The organism is Nakamurella sp. A5-74 (assembly GCF_040438885.1).
Lineage (GTDB): Bacteria > Actinomycetota > Actinomycetes > Mycobacteriales > Nakamurellaceae > Nakamurella.
Map to the genome: position 1 here is coordinate 4,655,750 of NZ_CP159218.1, position 19,792 is coordinate 4,675,541.

Below are 19,792 nucleotides of genomic sequence, written 5' to 3' on the forward strand. Positions count from 1 at the left end.
CGACACAGGGCGGGATCTCGACTCGCTGCGCTCGCTCGATCAGCATCACTGCCGGGACACCCACCGGCGCCGCAGCCGGAGCAGCAGCCCGGTGAGGCGGCGTGCGGGTGGCACCCCCAGCCGGGAGCGGTAGTCGGCGACGGCCGCGTTCCAGGCGCCGTCCGAAAAGGTCGGATACGGGTGTGTCACGCCGGCGAGGTCGCCGGTGGTGAGCCGCTGGGACACCGCAACGGCGAGTTCGCCGATCGTCTCGCCGGCGCGCGGACCGACGACGGTCGCGCCGATGATCCGACCCCGTCGGCCGATCGCCAGTCGGCTGAAGCCGATCACCTCGGCCTCAGCGACCGCCCTGTCCAGTTCGTCATGGCGTACCTGGACGGTGCTGGCTCCCGCGGTCGGCACGCCGACGGCGGCCACCTCGGGCCGGGTGAACGTCACCCGCGGCTCTCCGTCGGTCCGCACCGACCGCAGTGGTCCGAGCAGCGCGTTGACCGCCGCGATCGTGCCGTGCACCCCGGCGGTGTGGGTGAACAACGGGGTACCGGTGACGTCGCCGGCCGCCCAGACGCGCGGCGCGGTGGTCCGCAGATGACCGTCCACCCGAATCCAGCCGGCACCGTCGACCTCGACACCGATCGCCTCGAGTCCGAGGCCCACCGTCCGTGGTCGCCGGCCGGCCAGCACCAGCAGCCGGTCGAACTCGACCCCTCCACCGGTATGAGCGACGACGCCGGGGCGCACGCGCTCGATACGGGCGCTCGTGATCACCTGGACACCGTCGGCTCGCAGCACGTCCCGGATCACTGCCGAGGCGTCGGGATCCTCCGCGGGCAGCACCCGGTCGGCGGTCTCCAACAGCGTCACTCGCGACCCCAACCGGGCGAACGCCTGGCCCAGTTCGCATCCGCTGCTGCCGGCGCCGATCACCACCAGCCGCTCCGGTAGCTCCTCGAGATCCCACACGGTGTCGGTGGTGAGCGGCGAGACCTCGGCCAGGCCCGGGACGGCCGGCACCGCCGGCTCCGATCCGGTCGCGACCAACGCCTGCCGGAACCGCACCCCGGCGCCGCCGACCGTCAACCGACCCGGTCCGGTGAAGCGTGCCCGTCCCGGGAGCACCGTCACCCCCACAGCTTCCAACGCCTCGGCCGAGTCGTCCGGCGCGATCGTCTCGATGGCGGAGCGGACATGGGCCATCACCCGAGGGAAGTCGACCCTGATCGACCCGACGTCGACACCGAACCGGACGGCAGCCCGCGCCTCGGCCACGGAGGCCGCCGCCGACTGCAACGCTTTCGACGGCACGCATCCCGTCCAGAGACAGTCACCGCCGGTCCGCGCACTCTCGATCAACACCACCCGCGCACCGAGGCCGGCGGCGGTCTTCGCGGCAAGCAGACCCGCAGTTCCGCCGCCGATCACGGCCAGATCCCAGATTCGGTCTGCAGAAGCCACCATCGACTGTCCTCTCGGGCGTGCGGGTCGGTACGCAGATCGCACCCGTAGCTGCGACCGTACGGTGACAGCATCATCCGTGAGCCGGAGGGAGTCCGATCGTGGCGCGCTACACCGTCATCGCACCGCTCTACGACCTGTTGTCCGCGGAACCGGTCTACCGCGCCGGACGACGAGCAGCGATCGCCGACCTCGGGCTGTCATCCGGGATGCGGGTCCTGGATCTCGGCTGCGGAACCGGCCTGAACCTGCCGCTGCTGCAGGCCGCGGTCGGCGACACCGGCACGGTCGTCGGTGTCGATCGGTCGGCATCGATGATCGCGGTCGCCACCGCCAAGATCGCCCGGAACCGTTGGCAGAACGTGCATCTGGTGGTCGGTGACGCTGCCGTCGTGGATCGGGCACTCGGGAACGAGCCACCGTTCGACGCACTGATCAGCTCGTACGTGCTGTCGCTGATTCCCGCCTGGCCGGACGTCTGGCGGGCGGCCACCTCACTGGTCCGGCAGGGCGGCCGGGTCAGCGTGGTCGACATGCAGCTGCCGACCGGTCGGGCCAGGATCTTCTCGCCGCTGGCACGGCTCGCCTGCCGGGTCGGCGGATCCGACATCACCGCCCGACCGTTCACCGTCGTGGACAGGACTGCGCGGGACGTCATCGCCCGCAGCCTGCGCGGTGGTCACGTGCAGGTCCGCACCGGCTCGCTGCGCCCCTGAAGCGCCTCCTGCGCCTACCGTGGGGCGATGCGCCCCGCCGAACTCGTGACCATGCTCCGAGATCGATGGCGTCGGCTGGAGGTCGCCACCCGCCCGGTCCATCCGGAGACGGCGGACGCCCTGCAGCGCAGATGGTCCGCGTTGCCCGACCAGGTGCGCACGCCTGCGCAGGCGCTGGGCCGACACGCTGTCGGCTGCGAAGGCACCCACGGCGTCTTCCCGCGCTGCGATCTGGCGTGCACACCCTGCTATCACTCGCGCGATGCGAACCGGGTGCGCGTCGACGGAAGGCACACCCTCGACCAGATCGACCGCCAGTTCACCCTGCTCCGGGAGCAGCGGGGTCCCGCTGCCCACGCCCAGCTGATCGGCGGCGAGGTCTCGCTGCTCCCGCCGGACGACCACGCGGCTGCGCTCGCGACGATGCGCTCCCACGGCCGCGAGCCGATGAGCATGACGCACGGCGACTTCGACGAGGAGTACCTGCGCGCGCTGGCCCTCGGTCCGGACGGGCGACGCCGGTTCGACAGGCTGTCCTTCGCCGCGCACTTCGACATGCTGATGTTCGGTCGTCGCGGGATCGAGCGGCCGACCGACGAGGCCTCGTTGAACCCGTACCGCCTCCGGTTCGCGGAGATGTTCGCCCGACTGCGACAGCAGCACGGCGTCCGATACTTCCTGGCGCACAACATGACCGTCACGCCGCGCAACATCGATCAGATCGCCGATGTGGTGCGGGACTGCCGGACGTACGGCTACGGGCTTTTCTCCTTCCAGCCTGCCGCCTTCATCGGGGACGACCGTCGCTGGCACGAGGACTACCGGGACAGCACGGACGACGAGATCTGGTCGCGCATCGAGGCCGGTGCCGGTACCCGACTTCCGTTCCGCGCTCTGCAGATCGGTGACGAGCGGTGCAACCGCACGACCTACGGCTTCTACGTGGGGGAGCAGTACTTCCCGATCCTCGACGATCTGGACCCGGACGACATCCGGGTCCGTGATGCCTTCTTCCGACGATTCGGCGGAGTCAACTTCTCCGGCACACCGACCACGGCGTTGCTGATCAAGGTCGTGCGGGTGGCGGTCCGTCATCCGGAGGTGGTGGCGGTGTTCGCCGGCTGGGTGGCCCGGATGTTGCGCAGGGTCGGTGTGCGCAGACTGCTGCGCGAACGCATGATCCGACCGGTGACGTTCGTGATGCACTCGTTCATGGATGCTGCCGTCGTCGTCCCCGCCTGGGAAGCGATGCAGCGCAACGAGATCAGCGATGACCCCGCGGTGGCGGCGAGTCAGGAACGGCTGCGCGCCTGCTCCTATGCGATGGCCCACCCGGAGACCGGCGAGCTGGTGCCGGCCTGCGTGCAGCACAGCGTGCTCGATCCGGCTGAGAACGCCGCACTGCGCACGTTGTTGCCCCTCACCGTCCGGAAGGCACGCGCCGCACCGGAAACCACCCCCCACGGCACGGCCTGAGCGATGTTCGACGCCGCACTCCGCCGCACCGTCGCGCCCGCCGTCAACGGCGTCGCCGGGGTGCTGGTCCGACTGCACGTGTCGCCGACGGCGCTCACCGCGACGGGATTCCTCGCCGGCGCAGCGGCCTGCTGGGCCGCCGCGACCGAGCACTGGATCGTTGCACTCGTGCTCTGGCTGATCAACAGGGCGTTGGACGGGCTCGACGGAGCGGTGGCACGTGTCGGTGGCGGGGCAACGGCGCTGGGCGGTTTCCTGGACGTCGTCGCAGATTTCGTGATCTACGCGGCCTTCGTGATCGCAGTGGCCGTCGCCGTCCCGGAAGCCCGACTGGCCTGCGCGGTGCTGATCGGCGCCTACTACGTCTCCGGAACTGCGTTCCTCACCCTGTCGTCGCTGATCGAGCGGTACGGATCCGGTGGCACCGGACAGCTGACCGGCACCCCCTACGCCGACGAACGCTCGCTGCGTTTCGTCGGCGGGTTGGCCGAGGGCCTCGAGACGATAGTGGTCTACGTGCTGTTCTGTCTGTTCCCGGGAGCAGCGGCGACGATCGCCTGGATCTTCGCCGCGGCAGTGGCGGTGACCGCGCTGCAGCGGGTGGGAATCGGGATCCGACTGCTCCGCGGTCTGCGCCCCGTCGACTGAGCCGCATCCTTCCTCCCGCCGGCCGAGCCCGGTCTGCGCCGGGGCCGCCAGGTCACCGCCGCGCATTCCGGATGGTCGTCCCAGCGGCCGCGAGCGCCACTTCCCGACAGATGGGCATGCGCCGCGCACACGGGCATGCGCCGCGCACACGGGCATGCGCCGCGCAGACGGGCATGCGCCGGGATCGGCGTCACTCCCCTGGGGACGCGGCAGCGCCTACCATCGATGAGTGCCCGCATCCCTGCTGCTCAGCATCCCCCTGGCCGTGATCCTGCTCGTCCCGGGCGTCGCAGCCCTGCTCACCGGTCATCGCGGCTGGCGCGGGACGCTCGACCCGGCCAGTGCGCTCGGCGTGCGCGGCCCGGCAGCCGAGGTGTCGCCGCAGTCGGCTGCGGTGGCCAACCGCATCGCTGCCCCGGTGATCGCGGCGGCCGGCGCTGTGCTGTCGATCGGCGGGCTGCTGACCGTTGCCCTGCGGCTCCCGACCGCAGCCACGATCGTCGTCTTCGTCGTCGCCCTGGTCGGTGGTGTCGCGCTGCTGGTGGTGGCCGGTTCCGTCGGTGAACGTGCAGCGATGACGGTGCCGCGGCCCGCGACCAAGCCCGTCGGCTGCAGCGGGTGCGCGTGTGGGGCCGGGGGCTGCGGAAGCGGTGCCGCCGACGGGAGCACCACAGTCGAGAGCACGCCAGTCGGGAGCACGCCAGCCGGGAGCACGCCAGCCGGGAGCACCACTGTCGAGCCCCACAGTCGGGAGCACGCCGGCTGACAACACCAAGACCACCGCTGTCGAGGCGTCCGCGCCGCACTGAGCGCGCCGGTACCGTGACCGGGTGGCCAGAGACGAGCACTCCGAGTCGACCGAGTTACCCGCTGACGGGGAGCCCGTCGACCCCGCCAAGAGCTCGGCTGACGAGCGGGCACCAGCCGAGGAGCCCCAGCAGGATCCGGTGTTGGTGCTCACCACTGTCGCGCTGCCCTACGGCAATCGCCTCACCACCTATGACTCGGCCGGCAACGGCATCATCTGGCACGTCCCGGCAGAGCTCGCAGCGCGGGTGGCGACCGGGGGACTGCCGCGCCGCGAGGCCGGTGAGGGATGCAGCACCCAGTGTCTCGTCGTCGACCAGAATGCGAGCACCCTGCGCGGCGTGCAGGGCGACTCCTGGCCGGGAGAGCTGGTCGACGAGAACTCGCTTCCGGTCCCGCCCTCGGAGTTCCAGGCTCGGTTGCAACAGGTGTTGGTCTCGGCCGCCCGACGGGGCGAATCCGTGGTCTTCGCCGGGGGCGGCCAACTCGAGATGCGGCCGCCGTGCGTCCGGGCCACCGCCCTGCTCGACGAGGACGAGCAGACCTGGTTGTCGGTGATCGAGGCCTTTCCGCCGTTCCTGCAGGGACCGTGGTCGGACGCGCAGGTCGAGGAGGACCTGAGCTGCTCGATCAAGACGGCAGTCCTGGATGCGGAGACGCTCGGTGGTGGCGGCGTCCTGATGTTGGTCGCGGCCCAGAGCTTCACCCCCGGTCCCGACCAGATCGGGTTGTTCTTCGAACAGGCTCCGGACGGGCCCTGGCCGGGCTGATCGCCGACCGGCCGCCCGGCTTCGACTTTCACCGGAAAGTGGAGCGCACACCCTCATCAGCCGGGGCGGGATCACGATTGCGTTGCTATCGTCTCCGCAGACGGCCTCGATCCCGTCGTGCGTTCACTCGGTCCGGGCCGGCTGTCGGGAGGCGATCACCGTGGGTGATCATTCCTCCGGCGCACCCACCGATGCCGCGCCGAACACGGCCAAGGCCATCGTCCAGCTGGTGCTGATCGGGCTGGTGCTGGGGGGCCTGGTGACCCTCGGGTGGCTCGAGTGGCCCACCATCACCGGCCACTGACGTCAGCTCGGCCGTCCCGCCCGACCGATCACCGCTGAGGACATCCCCCCGGCGACCTCGCCACAGCCGGATCACCCAGCTCAGTTGAGGGTGGCATCCAGCGGTCGGTAGGCCTCCATCGCCAGCGGTCGCGGCTGGCGCCGCAGCACCCGGAACCACAGGTCCACCCGCGGCCCGGCCATCACGTCCTCGCCCTGCGAGTCGACCACGTGCCACGAACCCTCGTCGATCTCGGTGGCCAGCTGACCCGCACCCCACCCGGCATGACCGGCGAAGACCCGCGCCGACCGCAGCTCCGCCATCACCTTGTCCGGAGTCGCATCGAGGTCGACGAGCACCAGCTCGCCCGAGACCCGCGCGAACGGCGGACCGACCGGATCCAGCAGCGCGTCCACCTCGCCACCGATTCCTGCTGTCCCGGAACGCCGTACCCCGACGCACATCGCGGAGTTGCGCTCGACCGGGCCGCCCTCGTACATCACCCGCGGCTTGGCCACCGCACCCTGCCACTGCGGGAAGATCTCCTGGACGGCCGACTCCGACGGTCGGTTGAGGATGACGCCGAGGCTGCCGTCATCGCCGTGGGCCAGCAGCAGTACGACGGCACGACGGAACGACGGATCGAGCAGTGACGGCTTCGCGACGAGCAGGCTCCCGGTCGCCGGAGTGATCGGCATTCCGCAAGTCTGCCAAAGCGGCGGTGACTGCCGCGTCGCCCGTCCCGCAGATCCGGGCAGCTCGGACACTCCGGCACCGCACCCCGAGCTCTTCACGTAGCGTCGGTCCGTGACCTCCCGCCCTGCACCGAATGACCCGTCGGGGTCGACGGCCGGTGCAGCCGTGCGGGTGACACGTACCCCCACCGGCGCGGCACCCGGTCATGATCCCGACACCCGTCGACCGTCGGTCCGGGGTCCCAGAGCACTGCTCGGGCTCCGCGGATTCCGGTTGCTGGTGACCATCAGGTTGCTCAGTGCGCTCGGCGACGGAGCGTTCCAGGGGGCCCTCGCCGGGGCGGTGCTGTTCAGTCCGGAACGACAGACGGACGCCGCGGCGATCGCCGGCGGTTTCGCCGTGCTGCTGCTGCCGTACTCGATCGTCGGCCCGTTCGCCGGTGCGCTGCTCGATCGGTGGAGTCGCCGGCAGGTGCTGGTCCGGGCCAACGTCCTGCGCTCGGCGATCGTCGTCGTCGTCGCGGTGGCGATCGCGCTCGATGCGGCGACCAGCGTGCTGTTCGTCATCGCATTGTTCGTGATGGGGACGTCGCGGTTCGTCGGTTCGGGTCAGTCGGCGAGCGTGCCGCACACCGTGCCGGACGATTCCCTCACCGGCGCCAACTCGCTCGGCACGACCGTCGGCTCGCTCGCGACCCTGATCGGCAGCGGCATCGCCTTCGGGCTGCGCGCGCTGATCGGCGACACCCACGTCCCGATCGCGTTCGTGACGGCCAGCGTGGTGATCTTCTACCTGCTCAGCGCGGCGACTGCCGCTCGGTTCGATCGTCATGCTCTCGGGCCGGACGTGACGGACGAGCCCCGGCAGCCGATGCTGGCGGTCCTGCAGGGTCTCGGTTCAGGTCTGCGGCACATGGTCAAGCGCCGCAGCATCGGTCTGCACATCTGTGTGGTGGTGCTGGTCCGGTTCGGCTTCGGGATGGCCACCCTGCTGGTGCTGCTGCTGTTCCAGAACTACTTCCGCGGCAACGGCATCTTCGCCTCCGGGATCGTCGGGATCGGGCAGGTGCTCGCCGTCTCCGGCTTCGGCCTGCTGCTGGGCGCTGTCACCACCTCGTACTTCACCCGGCTGTTCGGGATCCGCCGCTACATCACGCTGCTGCTGGTGGTCTGCGGGATCGTCGTGCTCGCCGCCGGCAGTCAGTTCACCGAACCGATGACGATGCTGACGGCATTCTTCCTGGCCTTCGGCTACCAGTCGACGAAGGTCTGCGCCGACACGATCGCCCAGGCGGATGCGGACGACGCCTACGTCGGTCGGGTGTTCGCCGTCTACGACACCGCCAGCAACGTCTTCTATGTGGCCGCCTTCGCGCTCGGCGTGCTGCTGGTCCCGCCCGACGGGCATGGTCTGGCCGCCCCGATCACCCTCGGCGCCGTCTACCTGCTGGGTGCGGTCCTCTACTGGTGGGGCAGCGCGCACGCGGTGCGGCACCCCGTCCTGCCGAAGGCCTGAGGGCGCTCAGTCGTAGTTGCGGGCCAGCAGGGTCCGGCGCACCGAGAACACCAGCGCGGCGGCGAGCACCGCTGCCACCAGGGCCACCGTCGGCACACCATTGGCGGTGCCGTCGGCGAGTACGCCGACCATGATCGAGGTGATCGCACCGATGGTGAACTGCAGAGCGCCCAGCACGGCCGCAGCGGTGCCGGCCCGCTCGCCGTATCCCTGCAACGAGACCGCCGATGCGTTGGGCATCGCGAGCCCGCAGCTGACCATCAGGAAGAACGCCGGGACCAGGAACCCGAGCACCCCGAGGTCGGCGCGCACCAGCACCGTCATGACGAGGGCCGAGAGCACGAGGGCGCCGAGCACCACGATCAGTACCCGCGCCGGATCCCAGCGCTGGATCAGCACCGAGTTGATCTGCGAGACCACGGTGAAGCCCAGCGAGATCGCCGCGAGCACCAGCGCGAACTGACCGGGTGAGAAGCCGTACACCTCCTGCAGCGCGGTGCTGGAGCCGCCGACGTAGGCGAACAGGCAGCCGAAGACCATCCCGCCGGCCAGCGCGGTGGCCAGAAACGTCTTGTCCCGCAACAGGATCCGGTAGGACGACAGGGTGCCGCGCAACTTCAGCGGGGCCCGACGGGCCGGCGGCAGGGTCTCGGGAACGAGCCGCCAGGCCAGCACCGCGGTCGCCACTCCGACCACCGCGAGGGCGTAGAAGATGCCGTGCCAGGTGGTCCACTGCATGAGCAGGCTGCCGAAGATCGGCGCGATGATCGGGCCGACGCCCATCACCAGGATCAGCCGGGACAGCACGATCGCTGCGCGCTTGCCGCTGAACAGGTCGCGGACGATCGCGAGCGAGACGACGGTGACGGCGGCGCCGCCGATGCCCTGGACGAACCGGGCGGCGGTCATGATCTCGAGGGTCGGGAACAAGGCGATGACGAGGGACGCCGTGATGTGCACGAGCAACCCGGCCATCAGCGGACGTCGCCGACCCAGCGAGTCCGACAGCGGACCGATCACCAGCTGGCCGATGGCCAGACCTGCGAGGAAAGCCATCAGGGTCAGCTGGACCTGGCTGGTGGAGGCGCCCAGATCGGTCGCGATCCGGGGGAAGGCAGGAAGGTAGGCGTCGATGGTCAACGGTCCGAGGACAGCCATCGCGCCCAGGATCAACACCAGCTGGAAGTAGCGGCGGCCGACGTAGACGTCACCCGGATGGGCAGGCACCGTGGTCTTCTGCACGACGGGAGCGTCAGCGCGGGCGTCGACCTCGAGGAGATCGGCTTGTTCGGTGACGTAGTCGGTGGCGCGGGACATACGGCGGCTTCTTCCGGTGGGCGTTCAGGCGTGCGTGGGCGGTGCGGTGCCGTTCTACGGCTCGGGCACTGCGGAGCGCTGACGTCATCGGGAGCGCGTTGATGATCGAGCTTCGGCCGTCGTGAAGACCTGCGGACGGTGCGTGCAGGACTGGTTGATCCCCTGCAGCAACCGCACCACACACGATGGGTATTCCGCCTGTGCTTTCCCTCACCGGTCGGCCGTGCTGCCAGTCCGGCACCACCACCAGTCCGCAGCACCGCCGGCCCGGCGTTCGCGCTGGTCGAGCGACGAAGGAGTCGAGACCCATCAGCTGGTCGAGCGACGAAGGAGTCGAGACCCATCAGCTGGTCGAGCGACGAAGGAGTCGAGACCCATCAGCTGGTCGAGCGACGAAGGAGTCGAGACCCATCAGCTGGTCGAGCGACGAAGGAGTCGAGACCCATCAGCTGGTCGAGCGACGAAGGAGTCGAGACCCATCAGCTGGTCGAGCGACGAAGGAGTCGAGACCCATCAGCTGGTCGAGCGACGAAGGAGTCGAGACCCCGCTGTTGATCTCACGGGATCTCGACTCGCTCCTTCGTCGCTCGCTCGATCAGCGGGAACTTGGGCAGTCGAGCCTCAGACCCGCCTCGTCCGCGAACTCTGAGGTGCTTCCGGAAGCGCTTCGTCCGCAATCGGTCCTACGCTCCCTCATCAGGACCGATGAACAGGCCGGACATCGAGAGGGAGACGGACATGACGGACGGACACGACGACTGGCGGCCGGGTGGGCGCGGCCACGAGGCCTGGTTCGGTGCGGCTTCCCACGCGGACGCTGCCGCCCTTGCAGGGGTGATCGCCGCGCTCCTGCCGCCAGGAGCGGTGCTGCCGGACATCGAGGTGCGCCGGACAGGGATCCGGGTCGGGCTCCGCGACCGCGATCTGCGCGAGGCCGTGTCGGGTGCGGCTCGAACGCTCGGGCTGACCGCGGACCCGCAGGTGCTGCAGCGGGTCGGACTGCAGATCGACAGCGAGGACCCGGATCGCGTGACCCCGTTCTGGCAGGCGGCCGCCCAGCTCACGGACACCGGCGACGGCGCCCTGGTGGACGATCTGCACCGTCGGCCGACGCTCGCGTTCGCGCGGGCCGCCGGGACGAGCGCGCTGCGCAACAGGTTCCATTTGGACGTCTGTCACCCCGACCCGCAGGGCGACGCGGTGGCTGCGGCGCTGGCCGCGGGCGGACGCGAGGCCTTCACGTCGCAGTGGTACTCGACGCTGGCAGATCCGGACGGCAACGAGGTGGACCTCGTCCCCGGCGGCCCGTGGGAGGGCGAGTCGACCGCGGACTGGCACACGCTGTTCGGGGCGATGGTCTGCTATCCCGCGAACACAGCCGGCGCAGCGGCGGCGTTCGCCGCCACCGCGGCCGGGCTGGCCGACGCGGCGGGGATCGACCTGATGATCGACCTGCGTCCCGAGGGCGTTGTGCTCGATTCCGGGAAGGACCAGTGGGAGGAGGTCGCCGGCTTTCCGGACCTCGCCGCGGCCGTCCAGCGTGCCGCCCGCGACACCGGCCTCGTCGCGGACAACCGGCGGCTGCGGTTCGTCCAGCTCGCCCTGGACGCGGTCGACATCCCGGTGGTCCGGGAGTTCTGGCGAGTCGTCCTGGGGTACGAACAGGCACCCAACCAGGACTTCTTCGACCTGTTCGATCCGCGTCAGCTCAATCCGGTGCTGTTCCTGCAGCGGATGGACGCAGCCGACGTCGAGCGGCTGCGGCAGCCCGGCCGGATCCGCCTCGACCTGCAGGTGCCCGCCGATCAGCTGGCCGCGCGGATCGACCTCGCCGTCGCCGCGGGAGGGCGGATCATCGAGCGCGATCCGGCCGGTCTCCGGCACCGTCTCGCGGATCCGGAGGGGAACGAGTTGATCCTGCGGGTGGCCCGATAGGCAACGATCCGGTCGCCGGAGTTCGGTCACGGCCCGTCGAGGTCCGTGCGCGACATCCAGCGACCGGATCGTCGCCCTTCGGCGGTTCAGGTCATTCGGTGTCCGAACTCGGGATCCAGGCGCCGGGGACCTGCGCCGGGGAGTAGATCTTCACGTCGCCCGGGTAGGGCTTGGTGTACCCGTTGGTGCGGTACCAGGTGTAGCGGTTCATCTGCTCCGGGTTCGCATGGTCCGGTATCGCACTCGCGCCGGCGAAGCGCTGACTCTTCGCCCACTGCGCCCACTGCGCCGCGACACCCTGCTGTGCCGCCGGGACGACCGGTGCCGATGTCTGCGCCGCTGACGTGCCGGTGGTGGAGACGGTGTCGGCGCCGCAGGCGGGTGCCGGGCTGACGCCTTCGGTCAGCGGAACCTGGTTCTGCACAGCCTGGTAGGGGGTGTTGTTCGGCTTGTCGGTGAACGCGCCGAACATGGGCGTGGCGGCTGCGAGCTTCTGGTTCAGCGGTTCGGCACCGAGGATCTGCTCGATCGTGCGCACCATCGTGATCTGCGTGTAGTACGTACTGTCCACGACACCGCGCTTGGCGTAGGGGCTGATGATCTGGATCGGTGCCCGGTGCCCGTCGACGTGGTCGGCCCCGGCCTGGCTGTCGTCCTCGACCACGAAGATCGCGGAGTCCTTCCAGTAGGGGCTGTGGGAGATCTCCTGGACGATCTTGCCGACCGCGACATCGTTGTCGGCGACCTGGGCCCGCGGATCCGGGGTACCGCCGGTGTGGTCGCTGGAAAGCCAGAACATGTTCAGGTTGGCCGGACCGTTCTTCTCGAAGTCCTGCTTCCAGATGTTGTAGCGGTACGTATCCGGGATGTCGGTGTCGAACTTGGGGTAGTCGTGGTTGGTGATCGCGTTCAACGACGGGATCGGGGACTCGGTGTCCTGCTTGATCGACGGGTCGGTCAGCTGGGCAGGGTCACCGCCGTTGTCGACACTGGCTGCAGCGCAGTAGTACTGCTGCCAGGTCGCGGTGGCCGGCTTGGTCTCGAACTGGGTGAACTCGCCGAAGTTGCGCACGCTCGCGCCGGCGTCCTCGGCGGCCGTCCACAGGAAGCCCGACCGCTGGTGCCCCAGGACGTCGTCCTCGGTGTCGTAGCTGCGCAGGTACTCGCCGGCGGACGACTCGGTGTACTCCGGGTTGTCGCCCTGCATCACCCAGTTGTGGCCCTCGGCGGAGTTGGTGCCGATGTCGTAGGTGTTGTCGTAGAGCCCGAACTGGTTGGCGAGCGCGTGCTGGTTGGGCGTCACCGTCGCACCGAACTGGGCGAGCGTACGGTCACCGTTGCCCTTGGCGATGTCGCCGTACACCTGGTCGTAGGTGCGGTTCTCCTTCACCAGCAGGAACACGTGCTTGATGGTGGAAGGATCACCGACCCGGACCGGCACCGCAACAGGCGTCTTGGCCCTGCCCTTCGCCTGGGCGTTGTCCTTGTTGGTCCAGCCGTTCTGGGCGAACACCGTGGCGGTGTCCTTCGAGATCTGCTGGTCGCTCGGCAGCGTGAACTTGGTCAGCGATCCGGTGGTGCTGTGCGTCCCGTGCCCCGTGGCCGGCACGGTGCCCGGGCCCGCGGTGAAGGTCAGCTCCGGCCCGCGGGCGTCGATGCCGCGGGTGTTGGTGACCACGACCTGGCCGCCGCTCACCGTGACGTCGGCGGGGTAGTAGTCGGTGGGCAGCAGGCCGAGGTAGGACACCGGTTCCTGCGCGTTGCCGGAGTAGCCGTAGACGGCGACAGCGTTCGCCCGGCCCAACGTCACGAGCAGGTGGCCCTGGGTGACGGCGATGCCGGTCGGCTCGTAGCCGACGGTCGACTTGGACCACGGCTGCGTGGTGATGGTCTGCACGACCTTGTCCTTGGCCGTACTGATGACGGACACGGTGTCGCTGTTGGTGTTGGCGACGAACAGCGTCCTGCCGCTGACGTACAGCGCGGTGGGGTGCAGTCCGACCGCGATCGACCGGACGGAGGAGGAGACCGACCCGGTGTCGATGACGCTGAGGGTGCCCGTGGTGGAGGTGCCGTAGTAGGGATCGGCGGGCACCTGGGTGCCGTAGGAGTTGATGGTCGGCTCGCCGGGCTTGGCGACCCGGCCGCCCTCGTTGCTGACGTACAGCTTGGTGCCGACGAAGGCCAGTTCACGGGGGGCGATGCCGACGTTCCAGGTGTTGCGCACCGCGCCCGTCGCCGGGTCGAGTGCGACGACGGTGTTCTGACCGTTCACCGGCACGTAGAGGACCTCGCCGTCGGGCGAGTAGACGGCCTTGCCCGGCAGCGGTGCGGCACCGTTCACCTTCGGCAGGGCGACGGCCGTCCCGGTCCCCAGCGTGCCGTCGGCCAGGACCGGGAACCGGGTGAGCCCGCTGGCCTGCGGCAACCACAGTGTCCTGCCGTCGGGCGACCAGGCCGGTCCGCCCTGGCCGACGCTGCCGTCCTTGAGCTTCTGGTTGACGAAGGTGGCCGAGCCGACGGTGTAGACGAGCCGGTAGTCCTTGAGGTCGAACACCTGCAGCACCACGTTCTTGTCGGTGCTGGTGACGGCCAGGAACCGCCCGTCGGGGCTGGCCGTGGAGGCCATGAACTTGCCGAACTTGGTGAACAGGCGATCGCCGAGCGGCTTGAGGACCTGGTCGGAGGAGATCTGCAGCCCGTCCCCGTACTGCGTGCCGACCTCCCGCTGCCCGAACTGTGTGGTGGACGCGGAGGCGGCCGCGGCACCGATGATGAGGGTCGCGGTGGTGCCGGCGGCGATGATCCGTGACCGTCGACCGAGGTGGCGTCGGGTGGATGATCGCCGTACCCGTGTGACCTGCATGGGATTCAGCCCTTCTGGAGTGCGGAGAACAGATCGACGGAGCCGTCGAACTGCCAGAGCGGATTCGGCGCGTCACCCGTGGGGGTGCGCACCTGGAAAAAACCGTTGACCGACTGGGGACCGTCCCCGTCGGCGACGTAGCGCCCGTCGGGATCGACGTCGAGTTGGTAGATCGCCGAACCCACCGCGGTGGCGCCGGGGATGTGCCAGCTGACGACGCAGCGCCAGTCGTTGCCGGCGCCGGTGTCCTCCACCAGATCGCCGCCCTTGTTGCAGGAGGCGCTGGTACGCAGCTGCGCCTCGGGTACGTCGGGTCGGGCCAGCTCCCGGGCCTGCAGCCGGTAGAGGTGGGCGTACGCGGTCGCGACGGAGCGTTCCAGCTTGGGCCGATCAATGCCCGAATCCGCCGCCGGGGTGACCACGGCCAACACGACGGCGGTGACGGCCACCGCCACCGCCAGCGGGGCCAGGGCAGTCGCGACCACCCGGGCCCCCGCACCGTCGAAGGCCGGGTCGGTGAAGTCGCGACGCACGAACACCACGTAGGCCAGGACGCCTGCGAGCAGCGCCCAGAGGAGGTCGACGAGCACTCCGGCGACGATGGGGCCGACCTGGGCCGGTTCGGTGAACAACCCGCGCCAGGCCAGGAACGACCAGCTGGGCAGGGCGATGCGCAGCAGGACGGGCAGCGGCAGCAGCTGGGCCAGGGCGAGCACCAGGGCGAGCACCACCGGTGTCAGCAGACCCATCGGCGAGCGCCCGAACAGCACCGAGCCCAGCAGGCCGACTGCGGAGAAGGCCAGGGTCGGCGCCAGCACCACCACCCACGCGAGGATCACCGACACCGCGGCGTCGCCGGGCCCGATCTGCTGGCCGTCGAGCCCGACCAGTGGGCGGTTGCCGACGGCCACGAGTCCACCGACGACGCTGGACACCGCCAGACCCACGACCAGCGCCAGTACGACGGTCAGGCTCGCCAGCGCCTTGGCGAGGAAGATCCGCCGCGGGGAGCGCACCGCCACGAGCAGGTGGCGCCAGGTTCCCTGCCGGTCCTCCGCAGCGAACACGTCCCCGGCCACCAGCGAGGTCACCAGCGGCAGCACCCAGCTGCACGCGAAGCCCAGCACCACCAGGGATCCGGCCCACCCGGTCTGACCCATCCAGCGCCCGAAGACGGTGTCGGTCGGCAGCGTGGTCTGGGAACCGATGACGGCCACCGCCGGTCCGGGCACCAGCCAGCAGACCAGAGCCACGAGGCGCAGTCGCCACTGCGCCAGCAGCTTCACCAGCTCGAAGCGGTACCCGCGCCACAGCGGTGCGGGCGCGACGTCCCCCCGCTCCAGTTCTTCCGCCGGGTCGGGCCGGGCAGTGGTCGATGCCGTCACCGGATCGTCCCGTCATCGATGGCGTCCTGGGTTCCCCGGTGCGAGGACGACCGCAGGGCGTCATCGTCTGCCCGGCCCTGCTCGGTGCCTGTCAGTGCGAGATAGGCGGCCTCGAGCGGTGACACGACCGGGGAGAGTTCTCGCACGGCCACGCCGGCGTGAGCGAGTCGGGCGACGAGGTCGTCGATCGACTCCACCGACCCCCGCACGAGCAGGGCCTCGGCGTCCTGACGCTGCAGCAGGTCGTCGTCGGGCAGTACCCGTACCCCGGGGGTGATCCCGGCCAGACGTCGGGCCGCTGTCGCGTCGGACGTGCGGAGCCGGTGGTCGATCGCGCCGGTCTCTGCCGCGAGCTTGCCCACCGGACCGGAGAACACCACCCGCCCGCGAACCAGCAGGCTGACCTCGGTGCACAGCGCGGTGAGATCGTCCATCCGGTGGCTGGACATCACCACCGACGCACCGCCGGCCGCGAGCCGACCCAGCACCCGGTGGACGTGGCGGGTACCGGCAGCGTCCAGGCCGTTGGCCGGTTCGTCGAGCACGAGCAGGCGCGGGCGCGTCAGCAGGGCGGTGGCCAGGCCCAATCGCTGGCGCATGCCGAGGGAGAACCCACGCACCCGGTCGTCGGCGACGTCGGTCAGACCGACGGTGTCGAGGGCGTCGTCGATGCCGGGCCTGCGGTCGCCGCGCAACGACGCCAGGGCGACGAGGTTCTGCCGGGCGGTCAGCTCCGGATACAGACCCGGCCCGTCGACGAACCCTGCAACGCCGTCGGGCAGCGCGAGGGCGCGGCGCATCGGCCTGCCCAGCACCTCGAGCGTTCCGCGGTCGGCGACAGCCAGACCCAGCAGCAGACCCAGCAGGGTCGTCTTGCCGGCACCGTTCGGACCCACCAGGCCGTGCACGTGGCCCTCGGCGATGTCGATGTCCACGCCGTCCAGTGCGACGACGGCGCCGAAGGTCTTGACGACCCCGCGCGCACGCACCGCGGGGACTGTCTGCATGGTGCTCTCCTCGACGTGGCCACCGGATGTCGGGACCGACCCGGACGACGCTAGGGGTCTCGGGGAAAGGGACGGAACAGCCAGCGGGACAGCAGATGAACGGACGGCCACATCTGCGTCGGATCATTACCTGGACGAACAATTACCTCGGCGAACTGGAGTGCCGGCGGTCGTGCGATCCGTAGTGGTCGATCCCGGGAAGGTCGACGCTGACGGTCGCGCATCGCATCACTCCGAGGACGGGGGCAGCACGTCGTAGTCGAGCACCACGTTCTCCGAATCGGGGAATCGGGTGACGTCCCGGAGCCGCAGCTCGGTCATCGGAACAGCGTCGAACACGGGTCGATCCCCCGCGACCAGTTTCGGACCGACCATCATCGGCAGCTGGTCCACGAGACCCTCGCGGAGCAGGTGGGTGAAGAGAGTCCGGCTGCCGAAGATGACAGGGATGCCGTCGGCGCAGCGCTGGGCGATCTCCCGTTCGGCGTCGGAGGCGTCCGGGTCGGACGGGACCTGGGGCCAGCGACTCACATCGCCCGGTAGGTCGTCTCCGTGGACGAGCCGGTCAGCGCCTGCGATGAGGTGGGCATGGTGGATGTCGAACGCTTCGTCCAGCGGCATGACGCCGAGGTCGCCACCCGATCCTCCGGCGTAGCCGTCCGGGCTGATGGCCCGTACTCGCCGCACCGCACCCCTAGCCGGCCAACAGCCGCCATCGCGCCGAGCAACACGTCCGGACCGTCGCGGCGTTGGCCAGGGCGCTACGGATCTGACCGGTCGAAGAGCTCCGGCCAGGCATCGGGCACGTGCGTCAGTTGGCCTCGGACGTCCCCATCCGCCAGTAGCCCATGAAGGCCACCTCGCGGCGGGACAACGCACAGGCGCCGACCAGATGACGGCGGATCTCCCGCACCGCCCCTGCCTCGCCGGCGACCCAGGCGCGGATACCGGGTTGCGCGACGGAGCCCACGACGTCGTCCGGCCCGGGGACCTCCCACAACAGTTCGTCAGCCGGGATGTCCTGCGCCACGAAGGCTTCGGCGGCAGCAGCGTCACACGGCACCCATCCGAGTGCCGCCCGCAGCATCAACCCGCCCTGACCGACCTCGGGTACCTCGTCACGCGGCAGCCAGCGGACCGAGAACTCGGCGGGCGTGCGCAGATCGAGTTCGTCGACGGCGGAGGGGATCTCGATCAGCGCCGTACCGGTGGCGTCCGCCGGGAGTTCCTCGAGGATGGCGGCGATCGCCGGCAGCGCAGTCTCGTCACCGACCAGCAGCAGGTCGCGCGCCGGCGACGGGGCCAGCCATTCGCGTCCCCCGTAGGGACCGCCATGCGCAGCATTCGGGCCGCACAGCAACACCTCCCGGTCCATCTCGGGCCCGGTCCCGCGTTCACCGGCCAGCAGTGCGGTCGCCCAGGCCGAGGCCGGACCGACGACGCCGTGCAGCACGAGATCGACATCGACCTCCGCTCTGCGGTCGACCGTCGCGGGTCGGACGGCGCGCACGGTGTAGGTGCGCATCGCCGGTCGGCGGTGGTCGGGGAGTTCCCGCCACTGCTGGTACCAGTCGCCACCGGGCACGATCCGGTCGAGGCCTCCGACCGCGGGCGGGAGCAGCAGCTTGACCCTGGTGTCGGCGCCGGCGTCGGCGAAGTCCACCAGCGTGTCCTCGCCGGAATCGGCGCTCACGAACGTCACCCGCACGAGGTGCGGACTCACCTCGCGGATCACGGCGGCGCGGGCGCCGAACAGGGTCCACGGCAGGACATCCTGAGCGAGCATATGTTCAGGTTAGCCTGTCCTCACCTGGCTGCGCGAGATCATGATCACTCACCGCTCGCCACCGGACCGCCCCGGTGGAGGGCGCGTCGGCCGCCCGTCACACTGGGACCCGTGACCCACCCGCACGTGACCGCCCTGCACCGCTACCCGGTCAAATCCCTCGCCGGCCATCCTGTCGAGCAGTTGACGATCGACCGCAGTGGGCCGCAGGGTGACCGCACCTGGATGCTGGTGCTCCCTGACGGGCAGGGGCTGACGGCGCGTGAACAGCCGGAACTGATGCTGATCCGGCCCGAGCTGACCGCGACCGGGCTGACGATCCGGGCCGCCGACCGCAGTGATCTGGTGGTGACGATCCCGACCGGACCCACCGACATCCCGGTGAAGGTGCACTCGACCGAGCTGCTGGCGTCCTCGGCCGGCAACGGCGCGGACGCCTGGTTCAGCGAAGTGCTGGGCACCCCGCTGCGGCTGGTGTACCTGGGTGACCCCGACATCAGGCCGGTCCGCCCCGACCACGCCGAGCCCGACGACCGGGTGTCCCTCGCCGACGGGTTCCCGCTGCTGCTGACCAGCACCGAGTCGCTGGACGCGCTCAACGATCTCGTTGCGGCCGGCCGGTTCCCGGACGAGTGGCCGCTGTCGATGACCCGGTTCCGACCGAACGTCGTCGTCAGCGGAATGCCCGCGGCCTGGGCCGAGGACGGCTGGCGACGGATCCGGATCGGCGACGCGATCTTCCGCACCCCCAAGGGCTGCGACCGGTGCGTGATGACGACCGTCGATCCCGACACCGCCGCCCGCGGCCGGGAACCGTTGGCATCGCTGGTGAAACACCGCCGCTGGGACGGCAAGAGCTGGTTCGGGATGAACCTGATCCCCGACACCCCCGGCACGCAGATCCGCCTCGGCGACCAGATCGAAATCCTGGAATCGGTGCCCGACCCCGACGGCCCGCCCCGCTGACCTGATCGCCGCTGGTCGAGCGGTCGGAGCCTCGATCATCCGAATCCGGCCGCGCCCTGCTCATCCGCTCGGCGTAAAAACGCCGAATCGAGCGTCCCAGCAAGCATTCCTGCCGATCCGATGACGCGGCCCGCCTCGGTCGTCCCTCCCTTGCTCCCTGTCCT

At 70.1% G+C, this 19,792-nt stretch carries 17 protein-coding genes; 9 read left to right on the plus strand and 8 right to left on the minus strand.

The window, feature by feature from the left end:
* Positions 1-45: 45 nt before the first annotated feature.
* Positions 46-1,458, minus strand: coding sequence for an FAD-dependent oxidoreductase (locus ABLG96_RS21410; protein WP_353649323.1), 1,413 nt, complete (start codon positions 1,456-1,458; stop codon positions 46-48).
* A 98-nt stretch (positions 1,459-1,556) separates the two neighbouring features.
* Between ABLG96_RS21410 and ABLG96_RS21415 the strand changes: the two genes are divergently transcribed.
* From ABLG96_RS21415 to ABLG96_RS21440, 6 genes are all read left to right on the plus strand, one after another.
* Complete coding sequence (locus ABLG96_RS21415) at positions 1,557-2,171, plus strand: methyltransferase domain-containing protein (RefSeq protein ID WP_353649324.1); 615 nt, start codon at positions 1,557-1,559, stop codon at positions 2,169-2,171.
* A gap of 27 nt (positions 2,172-2,198) precedes the next feature.
* Positions 2,199-3,647: a radical SAM protein gene (locus tag ABLG96_RS21420; RefSeq protein ID WP_353649325.1), complete on the plus strand. Its 1,449-nt coding sequence runs from the start codon at positions 2,199-2,201 to the stop codon at positions 3,645-3,647.
* A 3-nt stretch (positions 3,648-3,650) separates the two neighbouring features.
* On the plus strand, positions 3,651-4,295 hold the full coding sequence (locus ABLG96_RS21425) for a CDP-alcohol phosphatidyltransferase family protein (RefSeq protein ID WP_353649326.1): 645 nt from the start codon (positions 3,651-3,653) through the stop codon (positions 4,293-4,295).
* Between the two features lie 229 nt (positions 4,296-4,524).
* Positions 4,525-5,061, plus strand: a complete 537-nt coding sequence (locus ABLG96_RS21430) for a hypothetical protein (protein WP_353649327.1) — start codon at positions 4,525-4,527, stop codon at positions 5,059-5,061.
* A gap of 64 nt (positions 5,062-5,125) precedes the next feature.
* A complete protein-coding gene (locus tag ABLG96_RS21435) occupies positions 5,126-5,872 on the plus strand; it encodes a hypothetical protein (RefSeq protein WP_353649328.1) in 747 nt (248 codons plus the stop codon).
* A 160-nt stretch (positions 5,873-6,032) separates the two neighbouring features.
* Positions 6,033-6,176, plus strand: coding sequence for a hypothetical protein (locus ABLG96_RS21440; protein ID WP_353649329.1), 144 nt, complete (start codon positions 6,033-6,035; stop codon positions 6,174-6,176).
* A gap of 80 nt (positions 6,177-6,256) precedes the next feature.
* Here ABLG96_RS21440 and ABLG96_RS21445 read toward each other — a convergent pair whose 3' ends face one another.
* Entirely contained in the window at positions 6,257-6,853 is a 597-nt protein-coding gene (locus ABLG96_RS21445) for a YqgE/AlgH family protein (protein WP_353649330.1), read from the minus strand.
* Between the two features lie 109 nt (positions 6,854-6,962).
* Between ABLG96_RS21445 and ABLG96_RS21450 the strand changes: the two genes are divergently transcribed.
* Entirely contained in the window at positions 6,963-8,366 is a 1,404-nt protein-coding gene (locus tag ABLG96_RS21450; protein WP_353649331.1) for an MFS transporter, read from the plus strand.
* A gap of 6 nt (positions 8,367-8,372) precedes the next feature.
* Here ABLG96_RS21450 and ABLG96_RS21455 read toward each other — a convergent pair whose 3' ends face one another.
* Positions 8,373-9,683, minus strand: a complete 1,311-nt coding sequence (locus tag ABLG96_RS21455; RefSeq protein WP_353649332.1) for a multidrug effflux MFS transporter — start codon at positions 9,681-9,683, stop codon at positions 8,373-8,375.
* Between the two features lie 738 nt (positions 9,684-10,421).
* On the opposite strand from ABLG96_RS21455, the gene ABLG96_RS21460 reads away from it, so the two are divergent.
* A complete protein-coding gene (locus tag ABLG96_RS21460; RefSeq protein ID WP_353649333.1) occupies positions 10,422-11,618 on the plus strand; it encodes a VOC family protein in 1,197 nt (398 codons plus the stop codon).
* Positions 11,619-11,709: 91 nt separating this feature from the next.
* Here the strand turns inward: ABLG96_RS21460 and ABLG96_RS21465 are convergent, their stop codons facing one another.
* The 5 genes from ABLG96_RS21465 to ABLG96_RS21485 all read right to left on the minus strand — a co-directional run bounded on the left by ABLG96_RS21465 (position 11,710) and on the right by ABLG96_RS21485 (position 18,662).
* Positions 11,710-14,484: a bifunctional YncE family protein/alkaline phosphatase family protein gene (locus ABLG96_RS21465; RefSeq protein WP_353649334.1), complete on the minus strand. Its 2,775-nt coding sequence runs from the start codon at positions 14,482-14,484 to the stop codon at positions 11,710-11,712.
* 5 nt (positions 14,485-14,489) lie between these two features.
* A complete protein-coding gene (locus tag ABLG96_RS21470; protein ID WP_353651616.1) occupies positions 14,490-15,827 on the minus strand; it encodes an ABC transporter permease in 1,338 nt (445 codons plus the stop codon).
* A 38-nt stretch (positions 15,828-15,865) separates the two neighbouring features.
* Positions 15,866-16,876, minus strand: a complete 1,011-nt coding sequence (locus tag ABLG96_RS21475) for an ABC transporter ATP-binding protein (protein ID WP_353649335.1) — start codon at positions 16,874-16,876, stop codon at positions 15,866-15,868.
* Between the two features lie 228 nt (positions 16,877-17,104).
* Positions 17,105-17,563, minus strand: a complete 459-nt coding sequence (locus ABLG96_RS21480) for a dihydrofolate reductase family protein (protein WP_353649336.1) — start codon at positions 17,561-17,563, stop codon at positions 17,105-17,107.
* Between the two features lie 124 nt (positions 17,564-17,687).
* On the minus strand, positions 17,688-18,662 hold the full coding sequence (locus ABLG96_RS21485) for a siderophore-interacting protein (RefSeq protein WP_353649337.1): 975 nt from the start codon (positions 18,660-18,662) through the stop codon (positions 17,688-17,690).
* A gap of 111 nt (positions 18,663-18,773) precedes the next feature.
* Between ABLG96_RS21485 and ABLG96_RS21490 the strand changes: the two genes are divergently transcribed.
* The gene (locus ABLG96_RS21490; RefSeq protein WP_353649338.1) at positions 18,774-19,628 is read left to right on the plus strand and encodes an MOSC N-terminal beta barrel domain-containing protein; all 855 of its coding nucleotides are present in this window, start codon (positions 18,774-18,776) and stop codon (positions 19,626-19,628) included.
* Positions 19,629-19,792 lie beyond the last annotated feature (164 nt).

Excerpts from the sequence above, each read along its gene's own strand:
- ABLG96_RS21465 (WP_353649334.1), bottom strand. The coding sequence starts at position 14,484 with ATGCAGGTCACACGGGTACGGCGATCATCCACCCGACGCCACCTCGGT.
- ABLG96_RS21445 (WP_353649330.1), bottom strand. The coding sequence starts at position 6,853 with ATGCCGATCACTCCGGCGACCGGGAGCCTGCTCGTCGCGAAGCCGTCA.
- ABLG96_RS21410 (WP_353649323.1), bottom strand. The coding sequence starts at position 1,458 with ATGGTGGCTTCTGCAGACCGAATCTGGGATCTGGCCGTGATCGGCGGC.
- ABLG96_RS21460 (WP_353649333.1), top strand. The coding sequence starts at position 10,422 with ATGACGGACGGACACGACGACTGGCGGCCGGGTGGGCGCGGCCACGAG.
- ABLG96_RS21485 (WP_353649337.1), bottom strand. The coding sequence starts at position 18,662 with ATGCTCGCTCAGGATGTCCTGCCGTGGACCCTGTTCGGCGCCCGCGCC.
- ABLG96_RS21420 (WP_353649325.1), top strand. The coding sequence starts at position 2,199 with ATGCGCCCCGCCGAACTCGTGACCATGCTCCGAGATCGATGGCGTCGG.
- ABLG96_RS21455 (WP_353649332.1), bottom strand. The coding sequence starts at position 9,683 with ATGTCCCGCGCCACCGACTACGTCACCGAACAAGCCGATCTCCTCGAG.
- ABLG96_RS21425 (WP_353649326.1), top strand. The coding sequence starts at position 3,651 with ATGTTCGACGCCGCACTCCGCCGCACCGTCGCGCCCGCCGTCAACGGC.
- ABLG96_RS21475 (WP_353649335.1), bottom strand. The coding sequence starts at position 16,876 with ATGCAGACAGTCCCCGCGGTGCGTGCGCGCGGGGTCGTCAAGACCTTC.